This is a genomic window from Micromonospora sp. CCTCC AA 2012012, from assembly GCF_040499845.1.
GTDB classification, from domain to species: domain Bacteria; phylum Actinomycetota; class Actinomycetes; order Mycobacteriales; family Micromonosporaceae; genus Micromonospora; species Micromonospora mangrovi.
In genome coordinates, this window is the sequence record NZ_CP159342.1 from 4,539,709 (window position 1) to 4,561,020 (window position 21,312).

General features: G+C 74.2%; 26 protein-coding genes and 1 tRNA gene. 7 read left to right on the forward strand and 20 right to left on the reverse strand.

Features of this window, described 5'->3' with window-relative positions; all coding sequences use genetic code 11:
* Positions 1-11 precede the first annotated feature (11 nt).
* The 7 genes from ABUL08_RS19990 to ABUL08_RS20020 all read right to left on the reverse strand — a co-directional run bounded on the left by ABUL08_RS19990 (position 12) and on the right by ABUL08_RS20020 (position 7,365).
* A complete protein-coding gene (locus tag ABUL08_RS19990; protein WP_350931453.1) occupies positions 12-887 on the reverse strand; it encodes an ester cyclase family protein in 876 nt (291 codons plus the stop codon).
* Between the two features lie 130 nt (positions 888-1,017).
* Positions 1,018-1,094: transfer RNA gene (locus ABUL08_RS19995), tRNA-Ala, on the reverse strand.
* A gap of 188 nt (positions 1,095-1,282) precedes the next feature.
* A complete protein-coding gene (sepX, locus tag ABUL08_RS20000; protein ID WP_350931454.1) occupies positions 1,283-2,068 on the reverse strand; it encodes a divisome protein SepX/GlpR in 786 nt (261 codons plus the stop codon).
* Between the two features lie 178 nt (positions 2,069-2,246).
* The gene (locus ABUL08_RS20005; RefSeq protein WP_350931455.1) at positions 2,247-2,891 is read right to left on the reverse strand and encodes a GNAT family N-acetyltransferase; all 645 of its coding nucleotides are present in this window, start codon (positions 2,889-2,891) and stop codon (positions 2,247-2,249) included.
* Positions 2,888-4,201, reverse strand: coding sequence for a molybdopterin molybdotransferase MoeA (locus ABUL08_RS20010; RefSeq protein ID WP_350931457.1), 1,314 nt, complete (start codon positions 4,199-4,201; stop codon positions 2,888-2,890). The genes ABUL08_RS20005 and ABUL08_RS20010 overlap by 4 nt, the downstream gene beginning before the upstream one ends.
* A complete protein-coding gene (locus tag ABUL08_RS20015; RefSeq protein WP_350931458.1) occupies positions 4,198-5,151 on the reverse strand; it encodes a UTP--glucose-1-phosphate uridylyltransferase in 954 nt (317 codons plus the stop codon). Before ABUL08_RS20015 ends, ABUL08_RS20010 begins: the two co-directional genes overlap by 4 nt.
* Before the next feature lie 9 nt (positions 5,152-5,160).
* Positions 5,161-7,365, reverse strand: coding sequence for a sensor domain-containing diguanylate cyclase (locus ABUL08_RS20020; RefSeq protein ID WP_350931459.1), 2,205 nt, complete (start codon positions 7,363-7,365; stop codon positions 5,161-5,163).
* Positions 7,366-7,449: 84 nt separating this feature from the next.
* Here ABUL08_RS20020 and ABUL08_RS20025 point away from each other — a divergent pair, with 84 nt between their 5' ends.
* The 3 genes from ABUL08_RS20025 (at position 7,450) to ABUL08_RS20035 (ending at position 9,205) form a co-directional block, all read left to right on the forward strand.
* Positions 7,450-8,115 (forward strand): 5-formyltetrahydrofolate cyclo-ligase, encoded by a 666-nt coding sequence (locus ABUL08_RS20025; protein WP_350931461.1) that lies wholly within the window; start codon positions 7,450-7,452, stop codon positions 8,113-8,115.
* A gap of 40 nt (positions 8,116-8,155) precedes the next feature.
* Positions 8,156-8,527, forward strand: a complete 372-nt coding sequence (locus ABUL08_RS20030) for an FmdB family zinc ribbon protein (protein ID WP_350931462.1) — start codon at positions 8,156-8,158, stop codon at positions 8,525-8,527.
* Positions 8,528-8,677: 150 nt separating this feature from the next.
* Positions 8,678-9,205 (forward strand): flagellar biosynthesis protein FlgA, encoded by a 528-nt coding sequence (locus ABUL08_RS20035; RefSeq protein ID WP_350931463.1) that lies wholly within the window; start codon positions 8,678-8,680, stop codon positions 9,203-9,205.
* A 46-nt stretch (positions 9,206-9,251) separates the two neighbouring features.
* Here the strand turns inward: ABUL08_RS20035 and ABUL08_RS20040 are convergent, their stop codons facing one another.
* On the reverse strand, positions 9,252-9,419 hold the full coding sequence (locus tag ABUL08_RS20040) for a hypothetical protein (protein ID WP_350938936.1): 168 nt from the start codon (positions 9,417-9,419) through the stop codon (positions 9,252-9,254).
* 79 nt (positions 9,420-9,498) lie between these two features.
* Here ABUL08_RS20040 and ABUL08_RS20045 point away from each other — a divergent pair, with 79 nt between their 5' ends.
* Positions 9,499-9,846: a hypothetical protein gene (locus tag ABUL08_RS20045; RefSeq protein ID WP_350931464.1), complete on the forward strand. Its 348-nt coding sequence runs from the start codon at positions 9,499-9,501 to the stop codon at positions 9,844-9,846.
* 19 nt (positions 9,847-9,865) lie between these two features.
* Here the strand turns inward: ABUL08_RS20045 and ABUL08_RS20050 are convergent, their stop codons facing one another.
* Positions 9,866-10,348 (reverse strand): DUF2231 domain-containing protein, encoded by a 483-nt coding sequence (locus ABUL08_RS20050; RefSeq protein ID WP_350931465.1) that lies wholly within the window; start codon positions 10,346-10,348, stop codon positions 9,866-9,868.
* A gap of 194 nt (positions 10,349-10,542) precedes the next feature.
* Here ABUL08_RS20050 and ABUL08_RS20055 point away from each other — a divergent pair, with 194 nt between their 5' ends.
* Together ABUL08_RS20055 and ABUL08_RS20060 are read left to right on the forward strand one after the other, a co-directional pair.
* Positions 10,543-10,971 (forward strand): Fur family transcriptional regulator, encoded by a 429-nt coding sequence (locus ABUL08_RS20055; protein WP_350931466.1) that lies wholly within the window; start codon positions 10,543-10,545, stop codon positions 10,969-10,971.
* Between the two features lie 57 nt (positions 10,972-11,028).
* Positions 11,029-11,886, forward strand: coding sequence for an oxygenase MpaB family protein (locus ABUL08_RS20060; protein WP_350931467.1), 858 nt, complete (start codon positions 11,029-11,031; stop codon positions 11,884-11,886).
* A gap of 12 nt (positions 11,887-11,898) precedes the next feature.
* On the opposite strand, the gene ABUL08_RS20065 is transcribed toward ABUL08_RS20060, so the two are convergent.
* From ABUL08_RS20065 to ABUL08_RS20115, 11 genes are all read right to left on the reverse strand, one after another.
* On the reverse strand, positions 11,899-12,828 hold the full coding sequence (locus ABUL08_RS20065) for a RecB family exonuclease (RefSeq protein ID WP_377522370.1): 930 nt from the start codon (positions 12,826-12,828) through the stop codon (positions 11,899-11,901).
* Positions 12,829-12,881: 53 nt separating this feature from the next.
* On the reverse strand, positions 12,882-13,496 hold the full coding sequence (locus ABUL08_RS20070) for a MarC family protein (protein WP_350931468.1): 615 nt from the start codon (positions 13,494-13,496) through the stop codon (positions 12,882-12,884).
* A gap of 31 nt (positions 13,497-13,527) precedes the next feature.
* On the reverse strand, positions 13,528-14,391 hold the full coding sequence (locus ABUL08_RS20075) for a PHP domain-containing protein (RefSeq protein WP_350931469.1): 864 nt from the start codon (positions 14,389-14,391) through the stop codon (positions 13,528-13,530).
* Positions 14,392-14,456: 65 nt separating this feature from the next.
* Entirely contained in the window at positions 14,457-15,668 is a 1,212-nt protein-coding gene (locus ABUL08_RS20080; protein ID WP_350931470.1) for a TolB-like translocation protein, read from the reverse strand.
* Between the two features lie 44 nt (positions 15,669-15,712).
* The gene (locus tag ABUL08_RS20085; protein ID WP_350931472.1) at positions 15,713-16,483 is read right to left on the reverse strand and encodes a SigE family RNA polymerase sigma factor; all 771 of its coding nucleotides are present in this window, start codon (positions 16,481-16,483) and stop codon (positions 15,713-15,715) included.
* A gap of 103 nt (positions 16,484-16,586) precedes the next feature.
* A complete protein-coding gene (locus tag ABUL08_RS20090; RefSeq protein WP_350931473.1) occupies positions 16,587-17,456 on the reverse strand; it encodes a PH domain-containing protein in 870 nt (289 codons plus the stop codon).
* Positions 17,457-17,462: 6 nt separating this feature from the next.
* The gene (locus ABUL08_RS20095; RefSeq protein ID WP_007455302.1) at positions 17,463-17,621 is read right to left on the reverse strand and encodes a hypothetical protein; all 159 of its coding nucleotides are present in this window, start codon (positions 17,619-17,621) and stop codon (positions 17,463-17,465) included.
* Positions 17,622-17,739: 118 nt separating this feature from the next.
* Positions 17,740-18,426, reverse strand: a complete 687-nt coding sequence (locus tag ABUL08_RS20100; RefSeq protein WP_350931474.1) for a DUF6758 family protein — start codon at positions 18,424-18,426, stop codon at positions 17,740-17,742.
* Between the two features lie 137 nt (positions 18,427-18,563).
* Entirely contained in the window at positions 18,564-19,187 is a 624-nt protein-coding gene (locus ABUL08_RS20105; RefSeq protein WP_350931475.1) for a TrmH family RNA methyltransferase, read from the reverse strand.
* 52 nt (positions 19,188-19,239) lie between these two features.
* Positions 19,240-19,734, reverse strand: coding sequence for a hypothetical protein (locus ABUL08_RS20110; RefSeq protein ID WP_350931476.1), 495 nt, complete (start codon positions 19,732-19,734; stop codon positions 19,240-19,242).
* A gap of 99 nt (positions 19,735-19,833) precedes the next feature.
* A complete protein-coding gene (locus tag ABUL08_RS20115; protein ID WP_242796585.1) occupies positions 19,834-20,349 on the reverse strand; it encodes a MaoC family dehydratase in 516 nt (171 codons plus the stop codon).
* Positions 20,350-20,894: 545 nt separating this feature from the next.
* On the opposite strand from ABUL08_RS20115, the gene trxA reads away from it, so the two are divergent.
* Positions 20,895-21,263, forward strand: coding sequence for a thioredoxin (trxA, locus tag ABUL08_RS20120; protein WP_350931477.1), 369 nt, complete (start codon positions 20,895-20,897; stop codon positions 21,261-21,263).
* Positions 21,264-21,312 lie beyond the last annotated feature (49 nt).

A 21,312-nucleotide genomic window follows, 5' to 3' on the forward strand; every position in this document is an offset into this window, starting at 1 on the left:
CAGCCGACCGGTCACCGGGCGACCGGCTGCCGGATCGGCACGCCGACGTCCTCCAGGCCGCTGTAGTCGACCACCTCCCAGTGCTCCGCCACCTTGCCGTCGACCAGGCGGAACAGGTCGGAGGTGCGCAGGATCAGCTCGCGGCCGGTCGGCTTCCGGCCGCGGGATTCCCCGGTGAAGCGGCCGCGCCAGGTGGCGAAGACCATCACCCTGTCCCCGGCCACGACCAGGTGATCCACCCTCGCGCTCAGGTCCGGGTACGCCGCGAAGTTGCCGGCGAAGTAGGCGCGGAACGCCTCCACCCCGTTCGGCACGGCCGGCATCTGCCCGTTGTGGTGCACGTAGTCGCGTTCGTAGTAGAACTCGGCGCGATCCAGTCGATGCTCGGTCAGCACCTCCCGGTACGAGCCGAGTACCGCCCCGGCGTTGGCGAGCTCGGTCGCGGTGTACGCGCCGACGAGATCCGGACGGCGCAGCTCGGTCCGTTGCCGGGGCAGGAAGCCGAGCGGGCGGAGGATGGAATAGTCGACCACCGCCCAGTGCTCGGCGATCCGGCCGTCGACGACCTGGAACAGCTCGCTGGTGTGCAGCTCGAACTCGTGCTCGGCCACGGTGCCTGGTCGGAACGTGCCCCGCCAGACCAGGAAGATCATCATCCGGTCGCCGTCGGCGAGCGCGACCCCCGGCTCGACCCACAGGTCCGGGACATCGCCGAGAAGCTCCCTCCAGAACGCCTCGAGACCGGCCAGACCAGATCCGGGGGTCACCCGCGGGTCGTACTCGCGGTGCTCCGGGGCGTAGTGGGTCCGCAGACGGTCCGGCCGGTGGCCGTTGTGCACCTCGGCCAGCAGCCGGCGCACGATCAGCTCGCAGGAGGAGATAGACATGGCGAAGTCATCTCACCCGGCGCTGGAGAAGAGCTGAAACGACGGTGGAAGAGGGAGTTCCGGGGGCGATTCAGGACCCCACGAACGAAGTCAAGGCCCCGACCAGCAGTTTCACTGATCGGGGCCTTGTTGGTGGAGTTGAGGGGATTCGAACCCCTGACCCCCTCGATGCGAACGAGGTGCGCTACCGGACTGCGCCACAACCCCCCGCCGGCGAACCGGCTTCGGTCCCACCCGGCTTTCACCGGGCGGGCCGGCACCTAGGTTAACAGGTTGCCGCCCGCTCCCGCGAATCACCCTCTCCGCCTCTGTCCGCTTGATCGACTCCACCTCGCCGACCCGGCGGCCTGCCGGCCCCGTGGACACCACCATGCCGCCGGCACGCGTTCGCCGGGTCAGGCACCCCGGCCGGACTGGTAGGGCCGGCCCCGCAGGCCGCCCGTGCGTCGGTAGGAGACCGAGCCGCCGGACGCCGCCGTCGGCAGGTCCGCCGGCCGGTCCAGGCCCATCGCCGTACGCCGGACCGCCTCGCGCTGGGCGGCCAGCCGGCGCTGGGCCTCCCGGCGGGCCGCCGCGCGGCGGGCCTGCTCCCGGCGCACCTCCGCCTGCCGGGCGGCCAGCCAGGCCGCCTCGCGGGCCTCCGCGCGCCGCCGCCGGCGCTCCGCCAGCGCCCTCTTGCGCAGGTGTACGACGTACGCCACGAGCAGCGTCCCGGTGACCGAGAAGCTGATCCAGAACCCGGGGCTGACCAGCACCACGCCGATCAGCTCGACGAAGTTGAGCAGCAGCAGCGCGGCCAGGACCCGGCGCCGCCGGTAGATCGCCGGGGTGTGGTGACGGCGCTTCGGCGGGTGCCGTCGGCGGGACCGGCCCGGGGTGGGCGGCACGGCGCGCAGCCGGGTGGACCGGCGCGGGGCGGGCGGCGCGGAGACCGGCGCACCCAGACTCCCCGTGGCCGAATCTTCACTCAAGGTGACGACAAGGGCACGCGACGGGTTGACCGGCCGCCGTCCCGGCACAGTGCGACGGCGTCGCCGGCGCTGGAGCACCCGCGCCGTCGACTGCGCCCGCTCCGCCACCAGCCGCTCGGTGGCGTCGTACCGGCGGACCAGGGCCGGCGCGAGGGCGAGCAGACCGGCGGCGGCGAGGACGGCGAGGAGCACCGAGGTCGGCACCCTCACCCCTCCCGTCACCGAATTCGGGGCAACCGCCGGCCGGCCGCAACATATTCCGCGGTCCGTCGTTTACGGCGCAGATCATGCGGATGGGCAGCGCTTGCCACAGCTTGCAGTTACTTGAGGTTACGGGCCGCCGACCGAGTTGAATGTGCGCCGCGCCGAGGACGGAGGGTGGGACGCTTCACCCGACGCTGTCACGTACGCGGTGCCAGCGGGCCAGCAGACCGCCCTCGGCGGCGACCTCCTCGCTGGTCATCGCGTATCCGATGTGGTCCCGCCAGGCACCGTCGATGTGCATGTAGCGGACGTGGTACGCCTCCTCGCGGAAGCCCAGTTTCTCCACCACCCGCCGGGACGGCCGGTTCTCCGGCCGGATGTTCACCTCGACCCGGTGCAGTCCACCCGGGCCGAAGGCGTGGTCCACGGCGAGCGCCACCGCGGTGGGGATCACCCCCCGACCGGCCACCCGGGCGTCCACCCAGTACCCGACGTAGCCGGAGCAGAAGGCGCGCCGGACGATGCTGCCCACGTTGAGGTGCCCGACGAGGCGGTCCCGGCCGTCCTCCCGCAGGCAGACCGCGAACGGCATCCCGTCGCCGGTACGCGCGGAACGGCGCTGGTCGGCGTGGACGAAGCGGAACGCCGACGGCGAGTTCGACTCGTCCCAACTGCCGGGCAGGTGCGACTCCCACGGGGCCAGCCAGGCCCGGTTGGCCCGCCGGATCTCCGACCAGGCCGCCGCGTCCGACCGCCGGTACGGCCGCAGCACCACCGGACCGTCCACCAGGGTCGCCGGCCACCCCGGCGCCCGCCCGAACCAGCTCACCGGCGTCGGTCCAGCAACAACACGTCCACCGTCGACCCGGCGGCAGCCGTGGTGACCCGCTCGCCGAGCACCAGCAGGCCGTTCGCCTCGGCCAGACCGGAGAGCGTGAACGGGCCGCCGCTGAGCGGCTGGACGGTGTAGCCCCCGCCGCGCCGCTCGGCGACGTGCGCCGGACGGAACTCACGCAGCCCCACCGGGGACGAGAGCGTCTCCAACAGGTGCGCGCGGACACTCGGCCGGAACACCGGTTCCGCCCCGGCCAGCAGCTGAATGGCGGGGCGCGCCAGCACCTCGAAGCCGATCAGCGCCGCGCCGGGCTCACCGGGAAGACAGACCACCGGCACCTCCTCGGCGCCGACCGTACCGAACCCGAGGGCCGTTCCGGGATAGAGGGCGACCTCGGTGAAGGCCACCGGCCCGGCCCGGCCGCCCTCCCGGCGGGACAGGATCCGGCGGACCATGTCGCCGGGGCCGGTGCCGGTGCCGCCGGTGGTGATGATCAGATCCGCCCGCAGGGTCTGGTCCTCCAGCAGGCCACGCAGCCCCTCCGGGTCGTCGTCGCAGATGCCCACCCGGTACGCCAGCGCCCCCGCCTCGGCCGCGGCGGCGGTCAACGCGTGCGAGTTCGCGTCCACCACCTGACCGGGCTGGCTGGCCCGGCCCACGTCGACCAGCTCGTCACCGGTCGCCACGACGACCACCCGCGGGCTGGGGCGGACCACCACGTGCCCGATGCCGGTGGCGGCGAAGACCGCCACCAGCGCCGGGGAGACGTACGTGCCGGCGCGGGCGAGCAGGGTGCCGGCGGGCAGTTCCTCACCGGCGCGGCGGACGCCGTACCCCCGTTTGGGGGCGCGGAAGATCTCCACCGCGGCCATGCCCTGGTCGGTCCACTCCACCGGCACCACCACGTCGGCGGCGACGGGCAGCGGCGCGCCGGCGGCCACCGAGAAGCACGACCCGGGGGTGAGCCGGACCGGTCGCCAGCTCGCCGCACCCAGGTCGCCGACCACGTTCAGCCGGATGCTGTGCCCACCGGGCGCGCCGGAGGGGGCCGGGACGTATCCCGGGCCCCGGCTCCCCCCGGAGATGTCCTCCCAACGCGCGGCGTACCCGTCCACCGCCGCCTGGTCGAAGGCGGGGAACGAGTGCGGCGCGACCACGTCCTCGGCGAGGACGTTGCCGTACGCCTGGGTCAGGTCGAGGTCGAGTGGAGGCAGCGCGCGTAACCTGCGCAGCACGCTGCCCAGGTAGTCGGCGAGCGGCGTCAACCCGTTCGCGGCCGCCTCGGCGTCGGCCGTCGCGGTCATGTATTGGCACCGCCGGACGCGTCGGAGTTGACGAACTCGGCCAGCCACTTGCGGAACTCGGCGCCCAGGTCGTCCCGCTCGGCGGCGATCTGGACGACGGTCTGGAGATAGCCGAGCGGCTGGCCGGTGTCGTAGCGGGTGCCCCGGTAGACGATCGCGTGCACCGGCACCCCCTCGGTGCGCAGCAGTTCCATCGCGTCGGTCAGCTGGATCTCGCCGCCGCTGCCCGGCTTCGTCCGCCGGATCGCGTCGAAGATCCGGCCCGGCAGCACGTACCGGCCGAGGACGGCCAGGTTGCTGGGGGCGTCCTCCGGGTCGGGCTTCTCCACCATGCCGGTGACCTTGACGACCTCGGCGATGTCGCCGAACTCCGGCTCGGCCGGCTCGACCGAGGCGATGCCGTACCGGCTGGTCTCGGCCGCGTCGACCTCGAAGAAGGCCAGCACGACGCCGCCGGTCCGGGCCTGCAGCTCCAGCATGGCCGGCAGCAGCGGCTCGGACGGCTTGACGAACTCGTCGCCGAGCAGCACCGCGAAGGGCGCGTCGCCGACGTGCGCCTCGGCGTACCCGACGGCGTGGCCGAGGCCCAGCTGCTCGGGCTGCCGGCAGGTGTAGATGTCGGCCAGCTCCTCGGTGCGCTTGACGGCGGCCAGCAGCTCGGGCTTCTTCGCCAGCCGTTCCTCCAGGTCGGGCCGGCGGTCGAAGTGGTCCACCATGGCGGTCTTGCCGCGCCCGGTGATCAGCAGGACGTCGGTGATGCCGGCCTGGGTGGCCTCCTCGACGATGTACTGAAGCACCGGCCGGTCGACCACCGGCAGCAGCTCCTTGGGCACCGCCTTGGTGGCCGGCAGGAACCGGGTGGCCAGGCCGGCGGCCGGGATGACGGCCTTGACCGCGAGCGGACGACCGGTCGCGGCGGTCGTTGAGGGGTTCGCTGAGTGCTCCGACATGTCGCGAGACTATCGGCCACGGCTCTGCCGCGGCGGGTGAGGACCGGAAGACGCGCCGCCCGGGCCTGCGCCCGCGGCGTCCGTCGTGCCCGCCCGGGGCAGGCCGTCGGCGGGGCTGACCGCCGCCGCGACCACGGGAAGTTCCTGCGTCGGCGCGCGGTCCGGCACCTGCGCCAGCCGGCAGCAGTCCCGCCCGGCGGCCTTGGCCGCATAGAGGGCGTCGTCGGCCGCGTCGAGCACCTGCTGCCCGCTGGCGGCGTGATCGGGATAGACGGCGATGCCGATGGAGACGGTCACCGCCACCGGCACCGGCTCCCCGCCGTGCCCGTCGACCGGGACGGGGCTGTCCCGGACCACCGCCCCGAGCCGGTCGGCGACGATCGTCGCGCCCCGGGCGTCCGTCTCCGGCAGCAGCACCACGAACTCCTCGCCGCCGTGCCGGAAGGCCAGGTCGACCTCGCGGATCTCGCCGCGTACCCGGCGGGCGAACTCCACCAGCACGGCGTCCCCGGCGGCGTGGCCCCAGGTGTCGTTGACGTCCTTGAAGCGGTCCAGGTCCAGCGCCAGGACGCTGAGCATCCGACCGAACCGGTTCGCCCGCTCCACCTCCCGGCGGATCGACTCCCGCAGGTAGCGGTAGTTCCACAGCCCGGTGAGCGGGTCGGTCAGCGAGAGCCGCTGCGCCTCCTCGTGCACGCGGACGTTCTCCACCGCCACCGCGGCGTGCCCGGCGAAGGTCCGCAGGGTCACCAGGTCGTCGTCGTCGAACTCGTCGCCGCCGAGCCGGTCGTAGAGGACCAGCACGCCGAGCGCACCGCCGGCCGGGGCGCCGTCGCCGGCCGGCGGGTGCCCGGGCCGCTCCGGGCCGCCCCGCCCGCCCGGGTCCGCCGTCCCCGGCGTGGCGAAGGGCACCGCGATGTACGTCTCGCAGCTCGGCTCCCCGGTCGGTGTCGCGCCGGCGTCGCACCGGCCGCGCTGCGGCTCCCCGGTGGCGGCCACCGCGCCCACCACCCCGGCACCGACCGGCACCCGCAACGTGCCCGGGTCGTTCCGGTCCCCGGTGGGCCAGCGCCCCGCCAGGCCCTCGACGCACTGGCCGACCAGCAGCCCGTCCCCGTCGAGCAGCAGCACCGCACCGGCCCGGGCACCGGTCGCCGCGATCGCGCTGTCCAGGATCACCCGCAGGATGCGTTGCAGGTCGTGGGTGCTGGCCAGGGTGTCGCCGAGCACCGCCAGGTGGCCACGGAGCTGGTCCCGGCTGCTGGTCAGCGCCGTGACATAGCTGCCGGTCTCCCGGGTCATCCGGTTGAAGGCCAGCGCCAGCCGACCGATCTCGTCCCGGCTGCGCACCGGCACCCGGGCGGTCAGGTCACCGTGGGTCACCCGGTCCACCGCGCCGGCCAGCTCCACCAGGGGCCGGGTGGTGACCCGGGCCAGCCGCCCGGCCGCCAGCACCGCCAGCAGCGCGGCCAGCACCACCGCGCCGACCAGGGCGGCGTAGAGGGCGGGTGGCCGTTCCCCGGGCACCGAGAGCACCAGCGGCAGCGGCTGCCCCTCGACGGGGCCGACCCGGCGGACGTACCGACCGTCGTCGGTCTCGGTGACCCGGTCCCCGTCCGCGCGGCCGGCGGCGGCCAGCACCGCCTCGCGTACCTGTCGGTTCTCGGTGGTGTGGGCGACCCGGACGGGGCCGGCGGGGTCGTCCAGGAGGGTGACCGCCACCCCGGTCACCGCGGCGAGCCGGGCGACGAAGGCCGGGTCGACGGGTTGGGCGGCCGCCACCGTGCCCAGGTCGGCGCCGGTCGGGTCGCGGAGCTGGACGCGGGCGGCGAGCGCCCCGACCGGACCGGCGGCCGACGTGCCGGAGCAGTCCTGCCACGGCTCGGTCGGCCCGCCCGGGGTGGCGTAGCTGGTCCGGCCGGCGGTGTCGGTGATCCGGACGGCGGCGGCGAGGCCGCGGCCGACCACCTGGGCCGCCGCGCCGGGCCGGGCCGCCGGGTCGGCGACCAGCGCGACCGCGTCCGCCGCGGCGCGCAACTGCTGGCAGAGGGCGTCGACCGAGGTCCGCACCGCCGTCGCGGCCAGCCCCAGGCGTTCGGTGGACCGGCTCCGGTCGACGGCCGACATGGTCGACCCGACGAAGAACGCGCCGAGCAGGACGGGGCCGAGCACCACCGCGAGGAAGGCCGCCGTCAACCGCCCGCGTAGCGTCAAGCTTCCCCCCGGAAGTTCCGCGCCCGATCCTGCGATGCTGACACAGAGCGACGGAGAGGCAAGCGTTGCGTCAGGAGTGTTGCGATGCCGGAATTATCTGATGGAGCGGAAGTGACGCCTGAGGCGAAGCGGGACGCCCGGATCGCACTGCTCGCCGCCCGCCGGTCGCTGACCGCGCCGCGCCGCGCCGAGGCGGCGGCCCGCGTCCAGGCCGAGCTGATCTCCCTGGTACGCCGGCTGCGCCCGGCCCGGGTCACCGCGTACGTCCCGGTGGGCACCGAACCGGGCGGCCCGGACCTGCCCGAGGTGCTGCGGGCCGCGCTGGAGCCGACGGCCGAGCTGCTGCTGCCGGTGCTCCGCGACGACCTCGACCTGGACTGGGCGGAGTACGTCGACGGGGTGCCCCTGGCGGCGGCCGGCCGTGGACTGCGCGAGCCGACCGGCCCCCGGCTGGGCACCTCGGCGGTGGCCGACGCCGCCCTGGTGGTCGTACCGGCCCTGGCGGTGGACCGGGGCGGCCGGCGGCTGGGCCGCGGCGGCGGCTCGTACGACCGGGCGCTGGCCCGGGTGCCGGCGGTCACCTTGACGGTGGCCCTGCTGCACGACGGGGAGCTGGTGGAGCGCCTGCCGGCCGAGCCGCACGACCGCCCGGTCCGCGCCGCGATCACGCCCGCCGACGGGCTGCGTACCCTTGCCGGGGCACCCGGTGTGGGACGGCACGCTTCCGCTGGACGAACCCGGGTCCCATGACGCACCATTGGCACTCGAAGATGTCGAGTGCCAACCGGCCGTGCCAGATCCGGAGGAGAACGTGCCCACGTACCAGTACGCCTGCACCGCGTGTGGCCAGCAGCTCGAGGCGGTGCAGTCCTTCTCCGACGAGCCGCTGACCGAGTGCCCGGCGTGTGCGGGGCGGCTGCGCAAGGTCTTCAACTCGGTCGGCGTCGTCTTCAAGGGGTCCGGTTTCTACCGCACCGACTCCCGCTCGTCCGGCTCGGACGCCGGGAAGAACACGGCCGCCAAGCCGGCGAAGTCCGAGTCGTCGTCCGGCGACTCCGGCTCCTCGTCCGGCAGCACCTCGACGAGCGGCTCGTCCGCCTCGACCGGCGGCAGCTCGGCCAAGCCGGCGGCGGCCAGCACCTCCAGCTCCTCGTCCTCCTAGCAGATCACCGCGGGGCGCGGGAGTTTTCCACAGGCGGGCAGGTTTTCCACAGGCCTGTCGGTCGGGTAGGCACCGCGGGTTCCTCCCTTTCTAGCCTCGGCGTGGGCATCGTCCTGACGGCGACGCCCGGCCGAGGTCGGGGAGGCACGAGTGACGGCGAACGAGGGCTCACTGCGTCCGGTCCGCTGGCGCGGGCTGCCCCGGCGCGGAACCCTGCTGCGCGTGGCGCTGGTCGCGATGCTGCTCGGCCTGGCCGCGGCGATCCTCCAGAGCCCCGGCGACTGCCGGCCCGGCTCGGCTCCTGACGCCCCCGCGGTGTCGGCCGTCCCGGGCACCGCCCGGAACCGCGACGGCAACCGCGCTGACGGGGCCTCGGCCCGGCCGCCCGGGAATGGGGCGTTGCCGCTGCCCAGCGGGTCGGTGGGGGTCCCGGTGCGGCTGGCCGAGCCGGCCGCGCTCGCGGTGCTCCGCCCGGGCGCGCGGGTCGACCTGCTGGTCGTGCCCGGGGCGTCGGCCGAGGCGACGCTGCTCGCCTCCCGCGCGCTGGTGCTGGACGTGGTGGGCGGGAACGCCGTCGACGGCTCGTCGGCGCTCTATCTGGCGCTGCCTCCCGAGCAGGCGCAGCGGACGGTCGGAATGCCCGAGGGAAGCCGCTTCGCCGTGGTGGTCCGCGGCTGACCGCCGTAGCGGTGGCGCCGACGGCGGCAGCGCCGGAAGGGCCCGGTCAGTCCCAGTGCGGCGGGCGCTCGGCGAGCAGCCAGTCGTCGTTGCCGCCGGACCGCTCGCCCCAGCCACGGTCGGTGTCGTCGGCCGTCTGCTCGGGCAGCACCACGAAGTCCTCGCTGAGGTCGACCGCCCGGTCGTCGTCGCTGCGCGTGCTGGGATCGCTCACGAGCGGCAAGGATACGCGCGCCGCGCCGCCCACCGCATCGGCCGGCACGCCGACCGGCACGTTGGTAGCGTCGGTCGGCGTGACGACGCCCAGCGGTGCCAGCCCCGAGGACGCCTTCTGGCGACGCCCCGCCCCGGACCAGCCGCCGACGGAGCGACCGGACGACGCCCCCGGTGACGCGACCCGGGCGCCCGGCCCGGCCGGACCGGGATACGCCGGGCCGCCCCGGACCGTCCCGCCACCGCCCGGCTGGCGTCCACCGGTGCAACTGCGACTGCCGCCGCCCCGGCACCTGCCGCCGCAGGACATGGCGGCCGTCGACACCGCGGAGCAGCAGGCGCAACGGCTCACCTACGGCGTCGGCGCGGTGGCCGGGGTCGTGCTGGTGATCCTGATCTGCCTGCTCTGCTCACGGGTGATCTTCTGAGCGGCCGGGTCCGCCGCCGTCAGACGATGTTGCTCCAGACCATCTTGGCGCCGCTGTCGCCGGTCAGATAGACGTACACCAGCGCGAAGACCGCCAGCACGGCGACCACTGCGGTCAGCGCCCAGGGCAGCCAGGTGGGCAGCCGGCGGACCCGCTCGTGGCCGCTGGTCACCGCCAGCAGCACCAGGGACGCCACGGCGAGGCCGACCACCAGCCAGAGCAGGGTCTCGCCGTACTCGGAGTGCTCGTGGATCTTCTGCAGGCCCTCCGGCGGGTAGCCGCGCTTCTCGAGCGCCTCCTCCAGCGCCTCACCGGACTCCGTCGACACCCAGGCCACGATCGGCGTCAGCACCGAGAGGGCGGCCACCGCCCACCCGAACCGGGTGCGCCAGCGGGGCAGCACGCCGTACGCGACGGAGAGCAGCGCCAGCAGCGGCACCAGCACCACCGCCGCGTGGATGACGAGGATGTGCCCCGGCAGACCATTTACTTCCCTGAACACCGACACCTCCGGCGAGTGGACGGGTACCGCGGGCGATCAGCGTACGACGGAGATGACCGTCCTGCGCCCTTCGTCACATCGACACACGCACCGGCCGTCGTCCCGGTTCACCTGCTGGCGGCGGGCTGTGGTCCGGGCCACCCACGATCCCGGCCCGCCGACCGCCCCGACGGGTCCGTGCTGTCATTACCGTCATGTCCAGTGGTGCGGAGCTGCTCCGGTCGAGGGGCCTACGGGTCACCCGACCGCGCCTGGCGGTGCTGGACGTGCTCGCCGCCGGGGGCCACCTGGAGGTCGACGAGATCATCCGCCGGGTGCGGGAGCGGCTCGACTCGGTCTCCACCCAGGCGGTTTACGACGTCCTCGGCGCGCTCTCCCGGGCCGGCCTGTCCCGCCGGATCGAGCCGGCCGGCAGTCCCGCCCGGTACGAGGCCCGCACCGGCGACAACCACCACCACGTGGTCTGCCGGGGCTGCGGCGAGATCGCGGACGTCGACTGCGCCACCGGCAGCGCGCCCTGCCTGGATCCGAGCAGCGCGCAGGGCTTCGAGATCGACGAGGCGGAAGTGACCTTCTGGGGGCTCTGCCCCGCCTGCCGGGCCCGCCGCTGCGCCGACGACTGACCGCCGCCGGCGTCCCGCACCGGGGCGGACCGGCCCGGCGCGTGGCACTCTTGGCCGGTGGACTCCGATGACCTCGGCCTGTTCGGTCCGGGATCGGTCACGTGGAAGGTGCACGAGGAGCCGATCCTGATCGTTGCCGGCCTGCGCTCGCTCTACCTCCAGGCACTGCATCCCCGGGCGATGGCCGGGGTGGCGCAGAACAGCAGCTACCGCAGCGACGCCTGGGGCCGCCTGCTGCGGACCGCCACCTACGTGGCGACGACCATCTACGGCACCACCGCCGAGGCCGAGGCGGCCGGGCGTCGGCTGCGTACGCTGCACGCCCGGCTCCGGGCCACCGACCCGTTCACCGGCGAGGAGTTCCGGGTCGACGACCCGGAACTGCTGCGCTGGGTGCACGTCACCGAGGTGGAGTCGTTCGTCAGCACCGCCCGCCGGGCCGGCCTCGCGCTGACCGACGCCGAGGTCGACGGCTACTACACCGAGCAGCGCCGGGCGGCCGCCCTGGTCGGCCTCGACCCGGCGGACGTGCCGGGCACCGCCGCCGAGGTGGACGACTACTACCGGCGGGTCCGCGGTGACCTGCGGATGACGAAGGAGGCGGCGGAGACCGCTCTCTTCCTCACCGCGCCGCCGATCCCGTGGAAGCTGAGCCTGCCGGTCAAGCTGGGCCTGCACCTCGGGCCGCCCCGGTGGGCGTACCTCGGGATCGCCGGCACCGCGATCGCCCTGCTGCCGCCGTGGGCCCGCCGGTTGTACGGCGGCCTGGGCCTGCCCACCACGGAGCTCTCGGCGGACCTGAGCGTCCGGGCGCTGCGGCTCGCCCTGACGGCGCTGCCGCGCCGCTACCGGGAGGGGCCGTTGCAGCAGACCGCCAAGGAGCGTGCGGCACGGCACGCCGCCTCGGCCGCCTGACGGTCGGCCCGGTCAGTTCTCGCCGACGGTCGGCTCAGCGACGCGTTCCACCGCCGCCCAGGGCTCCTTGCCGGGTGCCTGTGCGCCGGTCGGGCAGGTGCGGCGGTAGTCGCACCAGCCGCAGCGGGGACCGGGGGTGGTCGGGAAGGCCTCGTCCGGGTCGGTGCCGTCGGCGACCGCCCGTTCGGCGGCCATGATGTCCCGGGCGGTCTCCTCGGCCCGGGTGAGCTGCCGGGCCAGCGACTCGACGGTGTGGTCGTGCCCGGCGACCGTGCCGGTGGGCAGGTGGTGCAGCTCGACCCGGCGGCAGGGCCGGCGGAACACCCGCTCGGCCGCGTACGCGTAGAGGGCCAGCGCCTGGGAGCCGCGCGCGTCGTCGGCGTCGAGCCCGGTGCGGCCGGTCTTGTAGTCGACGATGACCAGCTCGGGCCCGTCGGGGCCGGGTCGGGAGTCGATCCGGTCGGCGCGGCCGTTGAAGGCGAGCACCCCGGTCTTGACGGCGACCACCCGCTCCACCCCGACCGGCTCGTCCGCGGGATCCAGCCCGGCGACGTACGACTCCAGCCAGGCCAGCGCCCGACCGTAGGCCGCCCGCTCCTGCTCGTCGTCGCGGTAGCCCTCCCGCACCCAGGTGCCCTTGAGCAGCCGGGGCAGCACCTCGGGCCGGCGACGCTCGGGGTCGAGCGCATACCAGTTCTTCAGCGCGGTGTGCACGCTGGCGCCGAGCGAGTTGTGCGCCCACGGCGGGCCCTTGGGCGGCGCGGGCCGGTCGACGTAGGAGTAGCGGTAGCGGCGGGGGCAGTCCGCGTACGCCCCGAGCTTGCTGGGGGTGCAGACGAAGAGCCGCTCCGGCATGCCCTCGAAGCCGAGCTGCTCGGTCTGCTCGGCGCGGGGCCGGGGCGGCCGGCCGCCGGATCGTCCGGTGGAGGAGGCTCGTCGCACGCCTGAGATCCTGCCACCCCGGTACGACAGCCCGACGGCGGCGGGCCGGGCGGTCAGCCGACGGCGAGGTACTGGGTGACGAAGGCGGCGATCGCGTCCGCGATGAGCTGCACCGCGATGGCGGCCAGCAGCAGACCGGCGATCCGGGTCAGCACCTCGATGCCGCCCGGCCGGAGGATCTTGACGATGACGCCGGAGAAGCGCAGCACGACCCAGACCGCGACCATCACCGCGACGATCGCGGCGGCGATGGCGGTGTAGTCCCCGAGGCCGCCGGCCTGCTGGACGAAGAGCATGGTGGCGACGATCGCGCCCGGCCCGGCCAGCAGCGGGGTGCCCAGCGGCACCAGGGCGATGTTGGAGGTGACCTGCTGACCGGGGTCGTCGGCCTTGCCGGTCAGCAGTTCCAGGGCGACGAGGATCAGCAGCAGCCCGCCGGCGGCCTGCAACGCGGGCAGGTCGACGTGCAGGTAGGCGAGGATCGTCCGGCCGGCCACCGCGAAGATCACGATCACCCCGAGCGCCAGCGCCACCGCCTGCCACGCGGCGCGGTTCCGGTCGCGGGCCGGCAACGGTCCGGTGAGCGCGAGGAAGATCGGCATCATGCCCGGCGGGTCGACGATCACCAGCAGGGTCACGAAGACCTCGCCGAACAGCTTCAGATCCACGCGGCCACGGTAGCCGCGCCGCCGCGGCGGATCAGCCGGAAGCGACCGGGGTCACCCCGCCGGCAGCCGCGACGATCCGCTCGTACGCCTCGGGGTCGGTGGTGTGCGCGCCGAGTCGGACCGTCTTGTGCGTGCCGTGGAAGTCCGATGACCCGGTGACCAGCAGGTCGAGGTCGGCGGCGAGGGCGCGGACGTGGGCGCGCTCGGCCGGCGAGTGGTCCTCGTGGTCGGCCTCCAGCCCGGCGAGCCCGGCCGCGGCCAGCTCGACGATCAGCTCGTCCGGCACGATCCGCCCGCGCCGGCTGGCCCGTGGGTGGGCGAAGACCGGCACCCCGCCGGCCGCCCGGACCAGGGCGACCGCCCGGAACACGTCGATGTCGTCCTTGGGCAGGCGGTAGCGCTCCCCCAGCCACTGCGGCCCGAACGCCTCGGTGGTGGTGGCCACCAGCCCGGCCCGGATCAGCGCCTGGGCGATGTGCGGCCGACCGACCGTGCCGCCGGCCGCGCCGGCCAGGATCTCCGACCAGCTCACCGCGATCCCGTCGGCCTGGAGCAGGCGGACGATCTGCTCGCCGCGCACCTCCCGGGCGAGTCGGACCCGGGCCAGTTCGGCGGCCAGCTCCGGCTCGGCCGGGTCGAACAGGTACGCGAGCAGGTGCAGCGGGATCGCCGGTTCCACCCCGTACCAGCGGCAGGAGATCTCGGCGCCGCGGACCAGGCTGAGCCCGGGCGGGAGGGCGGCCACCGCGTCCGCCCAGCCGGCGGTGCTGTCATGGTCGGTGATCGCGACGACGTCCAGCCCCGCCCCGGCGGCGGCCCGGACCAGCTCGGCCGGGCTCAGCGTGCCGTCGCTGGCGGTGGAGTGGGCGTGCAGGTCGATCCGGGCGGCGCTCATCCGCCGACGCTAACCGGCCGGTCCGGGTCGCCGCCCGGCGGTCCCGGCGTGGGCCCGGCGGCGGGTCACGAGGTCACGTCGGTGACCAGGACCGGGCGCCGGCCGGGTGTGCCACCGGCCAGCGGCGCGGCGATCGCCGGATGCCCGGCCACCACCTGGTCGACCCGCACCCGGACCAGGCCGCCCTTGTCGTCGACATAGAGCGCCGCACCGCCCTTCGTCCAGGTCACGGCCCCGGTCACCGCCGGGCCGGCGGCGCGGGCCCGGGTGTCGGCACCGAGCTGGTTCAGGTCGACGAGCAGGGCGCCCTGTTTCCCGCTGCCGTTGGCCAGCAGCCACCGGCCGTCGGCGGAGACCCCGCCGTGCCCGTCGGTGGCGAGATCGGGGCCGCAACCGGTACGGACCGGGGCGAGCTGGCGGGTCGGGTCGAGCAGCGCCACACAGGGTCGTCGGGGGGTGCCGGCGGAGACCTGACCGACCACCCGCCCGTCGGGGAGCGTGCCGTAGGTGCTCAGCACGCCGCGCTCGGCGCGGGTGGGGAGCGGGCCGGCGGACGGGCGCCAGACGCTGTAGCCGGCCTGCCCGGCCCGCCGGACCAGGACGGCGTCGCCGGCGAAGCCGACCGGCACCGCGTCGGCGGCGGCCGGCGTCCGGACCAGGGCGATCAACTGCCCGCTGATCACCCCGGCGGTGGCGATCTCGCCGCCGTCGCGCCAGGCGACCTGTCGTCCGTCCGGGGACAGCGCGACGGCGTCCGCCGCGGCGAGGACCACCTGCGGGGCGCCGTCACCGGGCGGCACCCACCAGAGGGTACGACCGGCCGCGGTCGCGGCCGAGGTGACGAGCCAGCCGCCGTGGTCGCTGATCCGCAACGCCCGGTCCACCGGGTCCACCCCCGGCAGGGGCCGCTGTTCGCCGCCGGTCGTCTCCAGGGTGGCGTCGACGATCAGGTCGACCTCGACGCGCAGCGGCCCGCTCGCCGGGCGGCCCGACGGGGACGCGGTGGGCCTCGGGGACGCCGACCGCTCGGGCGGATCGCCGAGCACGACGGTGGGGACGCCCTGCCGGCCCGGACGGTCACCGAGCTGGGCCATGCCGGTGGTGACCGCGACGGTGGCGATCCCGGCCAGGGCCAGCCCGGCCAGGGCGCGTCGGCGGCCGGTCCGCCTGGCCCGCCGGAGCGCCACTCCGGCCGGGTCGACGGTGAGCGGGCGCGGCACGGCGACCCGGCTGGCGAAGGTCTCCCGCAACGCCCGCGCCAGCTCGTCATCGCTCACCGGGAATGGACGCTCCGGCCCGCCGCTCCGGTTGTCGTGGCCGCTCATCGGGTCTCCGCCGGCACACCGCTCGTCGGCCGGGCGGCACCCGGACGACCGGCCAGCGCGGCCGGACGCACCGCCGGGACGGCATCGGACGTCGGAGCGGTCGGAGCGACGCCGGGGCGGGCGGCTGCCGGGGTGGTCCTGGACCCGGCGGGCGCCGGGCCGGGCGTGGCCGGTGCCGGGGCGGCCGTGGGCGCGGTCGTCGCCCGAGGCGGCCGGGTCCGGGCCGGTGTACGTGCCGGGGTCGGCTCGGGCTCGGCCGGCAACCCGAGGGCGGCCTGGGAGCCCATCCGGCGGCGCAGCGTGCCCAGGGCGCGGAAGGTCTGGCTCTTCACGGTGCCCGGGGAGATGTCCAGCAGGGCCGCGGTCTGCGCCTCGGAGAGGTCCTCATAGAAGCGGAGCACCAGCACGGCCCGCTGCCGGGCGGGCAGCGCGCTCAGGTGCCGCCAGAGGGCGTCCCGGTCGAGCTGCTGCTCGATCTCGTCGACCCCGGCCCGCTCGGGCAGCACCTCGGTGGGGCGTTCACCGTGCCACCGTCGCCGCCACCAGCTCGTCGAGGTGTTGACCAGGACCCGCCGGGCGTACGGCTCGATGGCCTCGATCCCACCGAGCCGCTTCCAGGCCAGATACGTCTTGGTCAGCGCGGTCTGGAGCAGGTCCTCGGCGGTGGCCCAGTCGCCGGCGAGCAGGTAGGCGGTGCGCAGCAGGGCACCGGAGCGGGCCGCGACGAACTCGCGGAACTCCTCCTCCAGGGGGTCCCTGGTCGCCACCGCTCACCTCCGCGCCCCGTCCTCCATGGCAGGCTGCCACGGTGGGAGGGGTCGGGTCGACGGCGAATGGTGCGCTGTTCATCCGATGTTCGGACGAAAAGTTTCACGCCCCGTCGTCGGCCTTGGCCTCGTCCGCCTCCTTGCCCAACCGCGCCTCGACGGCCTGCGGCTCGTACATCTCCTCGACGACGCGCAGGTAGAGCTCGTTGGGGTTGGGCAGATTCTTGATCTCGCGGAGCGCCTGCTCCTGGCCGGCCGACTCCAGCACGAAGGTGCCGTAGTTGAGCGCCCGGCCGGTCGGGGTCTGCTCGTATTTCATGTCGGTGACGCGGACCAGCGGCATCATCGCCACCCGCCGGGTGATGATGCCGTTGACCACCATCACCCGCTTGTTGGTGAGGATGAAGCGGTCGTACCACCAGTCGGCGACCCGCCAGGCGACCCAGCCCATCACGGCGAACCAGAGCAGGACCGCGATGGTGGTCAGCGCGCCGACGTCCCGCCCGGCGAGGAAGCCGGAGAGGTAGCCGAGCACGAAGGTCGCCGCGATGCCGACGATGATCGGGGTGGTGAGGTGGATCCAGTGCCGTTTCCACTCGCCCCGGTAGCGCTCGGTGGGGAAGAGGTAGCGGGCCACCAGGGAACTCGGCTCGTCCTCCAGCGGCAGCACCCGTCGGGGTGCCATGCCCTGGGCGTCGACCCGCAGCCCGACCAGTTCGTCCTCGGAGATCGGCGGCTGCTGGTAGCCGCCCTCGGGGTCGCGGATCCAGGCCCGACCGGAGCGGCCCTCGCCGGCGTATCCCGGGCCGTCGCCGTAGCCGGCGTCGTCCGAAAGGGAGGGGCCGTCCCCCAGGCCCGGGCCGGCACCGTAGCCGGGGCCGTCGTCCGGCCCGATCCGGGGGATCGGCTCGGTGTCCCGGCGTTCCCAGTCGGGGTCGTCGGGATCGAAGGGTGGACCGGAGGGGCTGCCCATCAGCGGTTAGGCGACGAGGCTGGTGAAGAAGTCGCCGAAGCCCTGAGCGATGTCCATGATGCCGCCGCCGAGGGACTTGAACACGTCCGCGGCGGAGTTGGGCCGGTAGGCAACGAAGAAGATCAAGAACGCGATGCCGGCCCAGGTGAGGACCTTCTTGACCATAGCGGGCCATCCTCTCGCGCGGAGCCGGGTCCATTTACCGCAGCGGCACCCAGGGTATCAGCATGGTGTCGTACAGTGAATATCTGCGTCCGTTCCCCGACACCGCAGGTCAGACCGGTCAGGCCTGGCCCTGCAGATACGGGGACGGTGCGCCGTACACGAGTTCGGGCGGAGTCCACTCGGTGAGGTCGTGCAAGACGACGTCTTCCGCGAGGAGGTGACCCGCACTCGCCGGCCAGGCTATCGCATGGAGCCACATTCCCCGAGCCTCGCCGGCGTACGCGCTTCGATCTGTCGGAGAATTCACCAGCCACAGTGGAGTCGGATGACCACCCACACGGATCTTGGCGTGCGGTACGCGCTCGGCGTGACCAGGGCCGGGATCCGCCAGCGCCTCCTCGACCTCGGGCCCGGGGTCGGGTCCGGGCAGTCCCGCGAAGCGGGAACCGAGACCGACGCCCGGCTCCTCGGCGACGAACAGCAGATCCGCCGGTCCACCGTCGAGCGGGGCGGGACCGGCGCAGGCGACCGCGGTGGCGCGTACGCCGGTCCGCTCGTCGCCGGCCCAGGCCACCCCGGTCAGGGTCCAGCCCGGCGGCAGCGGCCAGGGGCACCAGAGGGGGATGCCGGGGCGGTCGGGGGGCTCGGCGGCGGCGGCGACCCGGTCCACCACGCTCGCCACGATGTCGCCGCCGATGTGCTCGGGCACGTGCAACGGGGACACCGGACCGCAGCGCAGGCAGCGGGACTCGGTGTGCATCAGGTCCGGCTCGCGTACCGGTCCCGCGCATCTGGGACAACTCACCAGGACACTCACCTTCCCACCGTCACCCCGCGTCGCCGGTCCGTCAAGCGGAGCGGGCCGGACCGGCGTGGGATTTCCGCCGGCCGGCGGAACTGACACCCGGGACGTGCGTCGGCCGGGCGACGCGCAGCGGTGGGTCAGTCCGGCGGTGGACCGGCGTGCGACCGGATCCAGGCGTGCATGGCGATGCCGCTGGCCACCCCGGCGTTGATCGACCGGGTGGAGCCGTACTGGGCGATGGAGATGAGCTGGTCGCAGGCCGCGCGGGCGGGGTCCGACAGGCCCGGACCCTCCTGACCGAACAGGAGCACGCAGCGGCGCGGCAGGGTGGTGCTCTCCAGCGGCTTCGAGCCGGGCAGGTTGTCGACACCGACCACCGGCAGGTGCCGCGCCGCCGCCCAGCCGACGAACTCCTCGATCGTCGGGTGGTGCCGGACGTGCTGGTAGCGGTCGGTCACCATGGCGCCCCGCCGGTTCCACCGCCGCCGACCGACGATGTGCACCTCGGCGGCGAGGAAGGCGTTGGCGTTGCGCACCACCGTGCCGATGTTGAAGTCGTGCTGCCAGTTCTCGATCGCCACGTGGAAGTCGTGCCGACGCCGGTCCAGGTCGGCCACCACGGCCTCCTGCCGCCAGTAGCGGTAACGGTCGACCACGTTGCGCCGGTCGCCCCCGGCGAGCAGCTCCGGGTCGTACCGCGGATCGTCCGGCGGGTCGCCGGGCCACGGCCCCACACCCACGTCGAGCTGGTCGTCGGTCACGGTTTCCAGAGGGTACGGCCCGGTGCCGCCCCCGCCGTCGCGACCCCGCCGGTCAGCGCAGCTCCAACGCCCCGCCGAGCCGGTCGAGGAAGCGCCGGTCGGCCGGGGCGGGCTCGCCGCCGGGGGCGGCGCGGCAGACCCGGACGGCGACCGACTCCACCCACTGCCGGTACGCCGCCGAGTCGGCCGGGTCGGCCCGGCGGCGCAGCACCCGTACCGCCGCCCGGGCGGCGGCCAGCAGGTCGACCAGGTCGGTGAGGTGCTCGTCGCGCGGGGCGGTCCCGTCGTGCCGGGCATAGATGGCGGCGACCACGGCGCGGACCAGATCGCTGTCGAAGCCCCGGCCGGCGGCGACCGCGTCCAGGCCGGCGAGCCCGGCGGCGACACCCCGGGGCGGTCGCCCGGGACCGGGCGAGGCGGCGGCGACGAGAACCCGGCCCGGCAGGTCGGTCAGCAGGTCCCACTCGACCGCGGAATAGACGGCGGTGGTCAGCGGTGCGGCACGGCGCCCGACAGGGGACGGCTCTGGAGCGACGGGGTGGCTCATGGGACCTACCTCCGGCGTCAGCATAAGCCCCGGGCAGCGCAGAGAGGCCCCTTCCCCACCGGATGCGGTGGGCAAGGGGCCCCTGGGTCGTACGGGAGGTCAGCGCGGCTCGGGGAAGCTCGGCCGCTCCGGGTCGACGCCGTCGGGCACGGCGGCGGCCGCGTACTCCTTCTTGGGGACCATGACCTTGCGGCGGAACACGCAGACCAGCGTGCCGTCCTGGTTGTAGCCGCGGGTCTCGACGGCGACCACGCCCCGGTCGGGCTTGGAGGCGGACTCGCGCTTGTCCAGCACGGTGGTCTCGCCGTAGATGGTGTCGCCGTGGAAGGTCGGGGCCACGTGTCGCAGCGACTCGATCTCCAGGTTGGCGATCGCCTTGCCGCTGACGTCCGGCACCGACATGCCGAGCAGCAGCGAGTAGATGTAGTTGCCGACCACCACGTTGCGCTTGAACTGGCTCGCCGTCTCGGCGTAGTGGGCGTCCATGTGCAGCGGATGGTGGTTCATGGTGAGCAGGCAGAAGAGGTGGTCGTCGTACTCGGTGACCGTCTTGCCGGGCCAGTGCCGGTAGACCGCGCCGACCTCGAACTCCTCGTAGTAGCGGCCGAACTGCATCCTTGTCCCCTCCGACGGGCGGCGATGGAGTTCGGCACAGCATGCCTTACCGCTTGTTAAGTCGATGTCGGGGGCGCTGGTGGTGAGGAAATGTCACACCGGCCACAACCGAGGGGAGACGCAATGAGCGGCGGGGCCCTCCCCGGCACCCGCCGCCCACGCTCTGATGGGACAGATTCTGCCGTACGCCGCCACCGGACGGACAGAGACCGACGTCACATTTATCTTTTTGTAACAATACGGAGCGTCACGGAGATCCACCATGGGAGCGATCTCTGCAGGCCCGATACGTGCTTGTCAATGGGCAAATTGCTAACTTCCCGCACGAACGCGGGGCGACGTCCGTGGAAACGCTCCCATCACGTCGGGTCACGCAAATGCGGCGTGCACTTGCGTTCCGCACGGCGGGGAAGAGAGATTCTTCTCGATGGCTCGGAGCGTCACCGCACCGTCGCGCGGCGTTTCGGTCCCCAGTCGGCGGGAATTCAAAGACACCCGCCCTGGTTCCAGTGGACGTAGGAAATCCGCGCTGATCGGAGAGTGCAATGGCAACGGTTGAGCTGACCACGGCCAACTTCGACGAGGTGACCGAGCGCGACGGCATCGTGCTGCTCGACTTCTGGGCCGACTGGTGCGGCCCGTGCAAGCGGTTCGCCCCGGTCTACGAGCGCTCCTCGGAGAAGCACCCGGAGATCGTCTTCGGCAAGGTCGACACCGAGGCGCAGCAGGAACTCGGCGCCAAGTTCAACATCCGCTCGATCCCGACCGTGATGGCGATCAAGGACGGCGTGATCGTCTACGCCCAGCCGGGCGCCCTGCCGGAGTCCGCGCTGGAGAACCTGATCGAGCAGGTCGAGAAGCTCGACATGGAAGAGGTCCGGGAGAAGTTGGCCGACCACGAGCACAAGCACTGACGCAGCAGCGATCCGGCACCGGCCGGGCCCCTGACCGGGGCCCGGCCGG

Bases quoted from the DNA above. Each gene is read 5' to 3' on its own strand.
- ABUL08_RS19990 (WP_350931453.1), bottom strand. From the start codon at position 887: ATGTCTATCTCCTCCTGCGAGCTGATCGTGCGCCGGCTGCTGGCCGAG.
- ABUL08_RS20010 (WP_350931457.1), bottom strand. From the start codon at position 4,201: ATGACCGCGACGGCCGACGCCGAGGCGGCCGCGAACGGGTTGACGCCG.
- ABUL08_RS20015 (WP_350931458.1), bottom strand. From the start codon at position 5,151: ATGTCGGAGCACTCAGCGAACCCCTCAACGACCGCCGCGACCGGTCGT.
- ABUL08_RS20025 (WP_350931461.1), top strand. From the start codon at position 7,450: ATGCCGGAATTATCTGATGGAGCGGAAGTGACGCCTGAGGCGAAGCGG.
- ABUL08_RS20055 (WP_350931466.1), top strand. From the start codon at position 10,543: ATGTCCAGTGGTGCGGAGCTGCTCCGGTCGAGGGGCCTACGGGTCACC.
- ABUL08_RS20075 (WP_350931469.1), bottom strand. From the start codon at position 14,391: ATGAGCGCCGCCCGGATCGACCTGCACGCCCACTCCACCGCCAGCGAC.
- ABUL08_RS20090 (WP_350931473.1), bottom strand. From the start codon at position 17,456: ATGGGCAGCCCCTCCGGTCCACCCTTCGATCCCGACGACCCCGACTGG.
- ABUL08_RS20095 (WP_007455302.1), bottom strand. From the start codon at position 17,621: ATGGTCAAGAAGGTCCTCACCTGGGCCGGCATCGCGTTCTTGATCTTC.
- ABUL08_RS20110 (WP_350931476.1), bottom strand. From the start codon at position 19,734: ATGAGCCACCCCGTCGCTCCAGAGCCGTCCCCTGTCGGGCGCCGTGCC.
- ABUL08_RS20115 (WP_242796585.1), bottom strand. From the start codon at position 20,349: ATGCAGTTCGGCCGCTACTACGAGGAGTTCGAGGTCGGCGCGGTCTAC.
- trxA (WP_350931477.1), top strand. From the start codon at position 20,895: ATGGCAACGGTTGAGCTGACCACGGCCAACTTCGACGAGGTGACCGAG.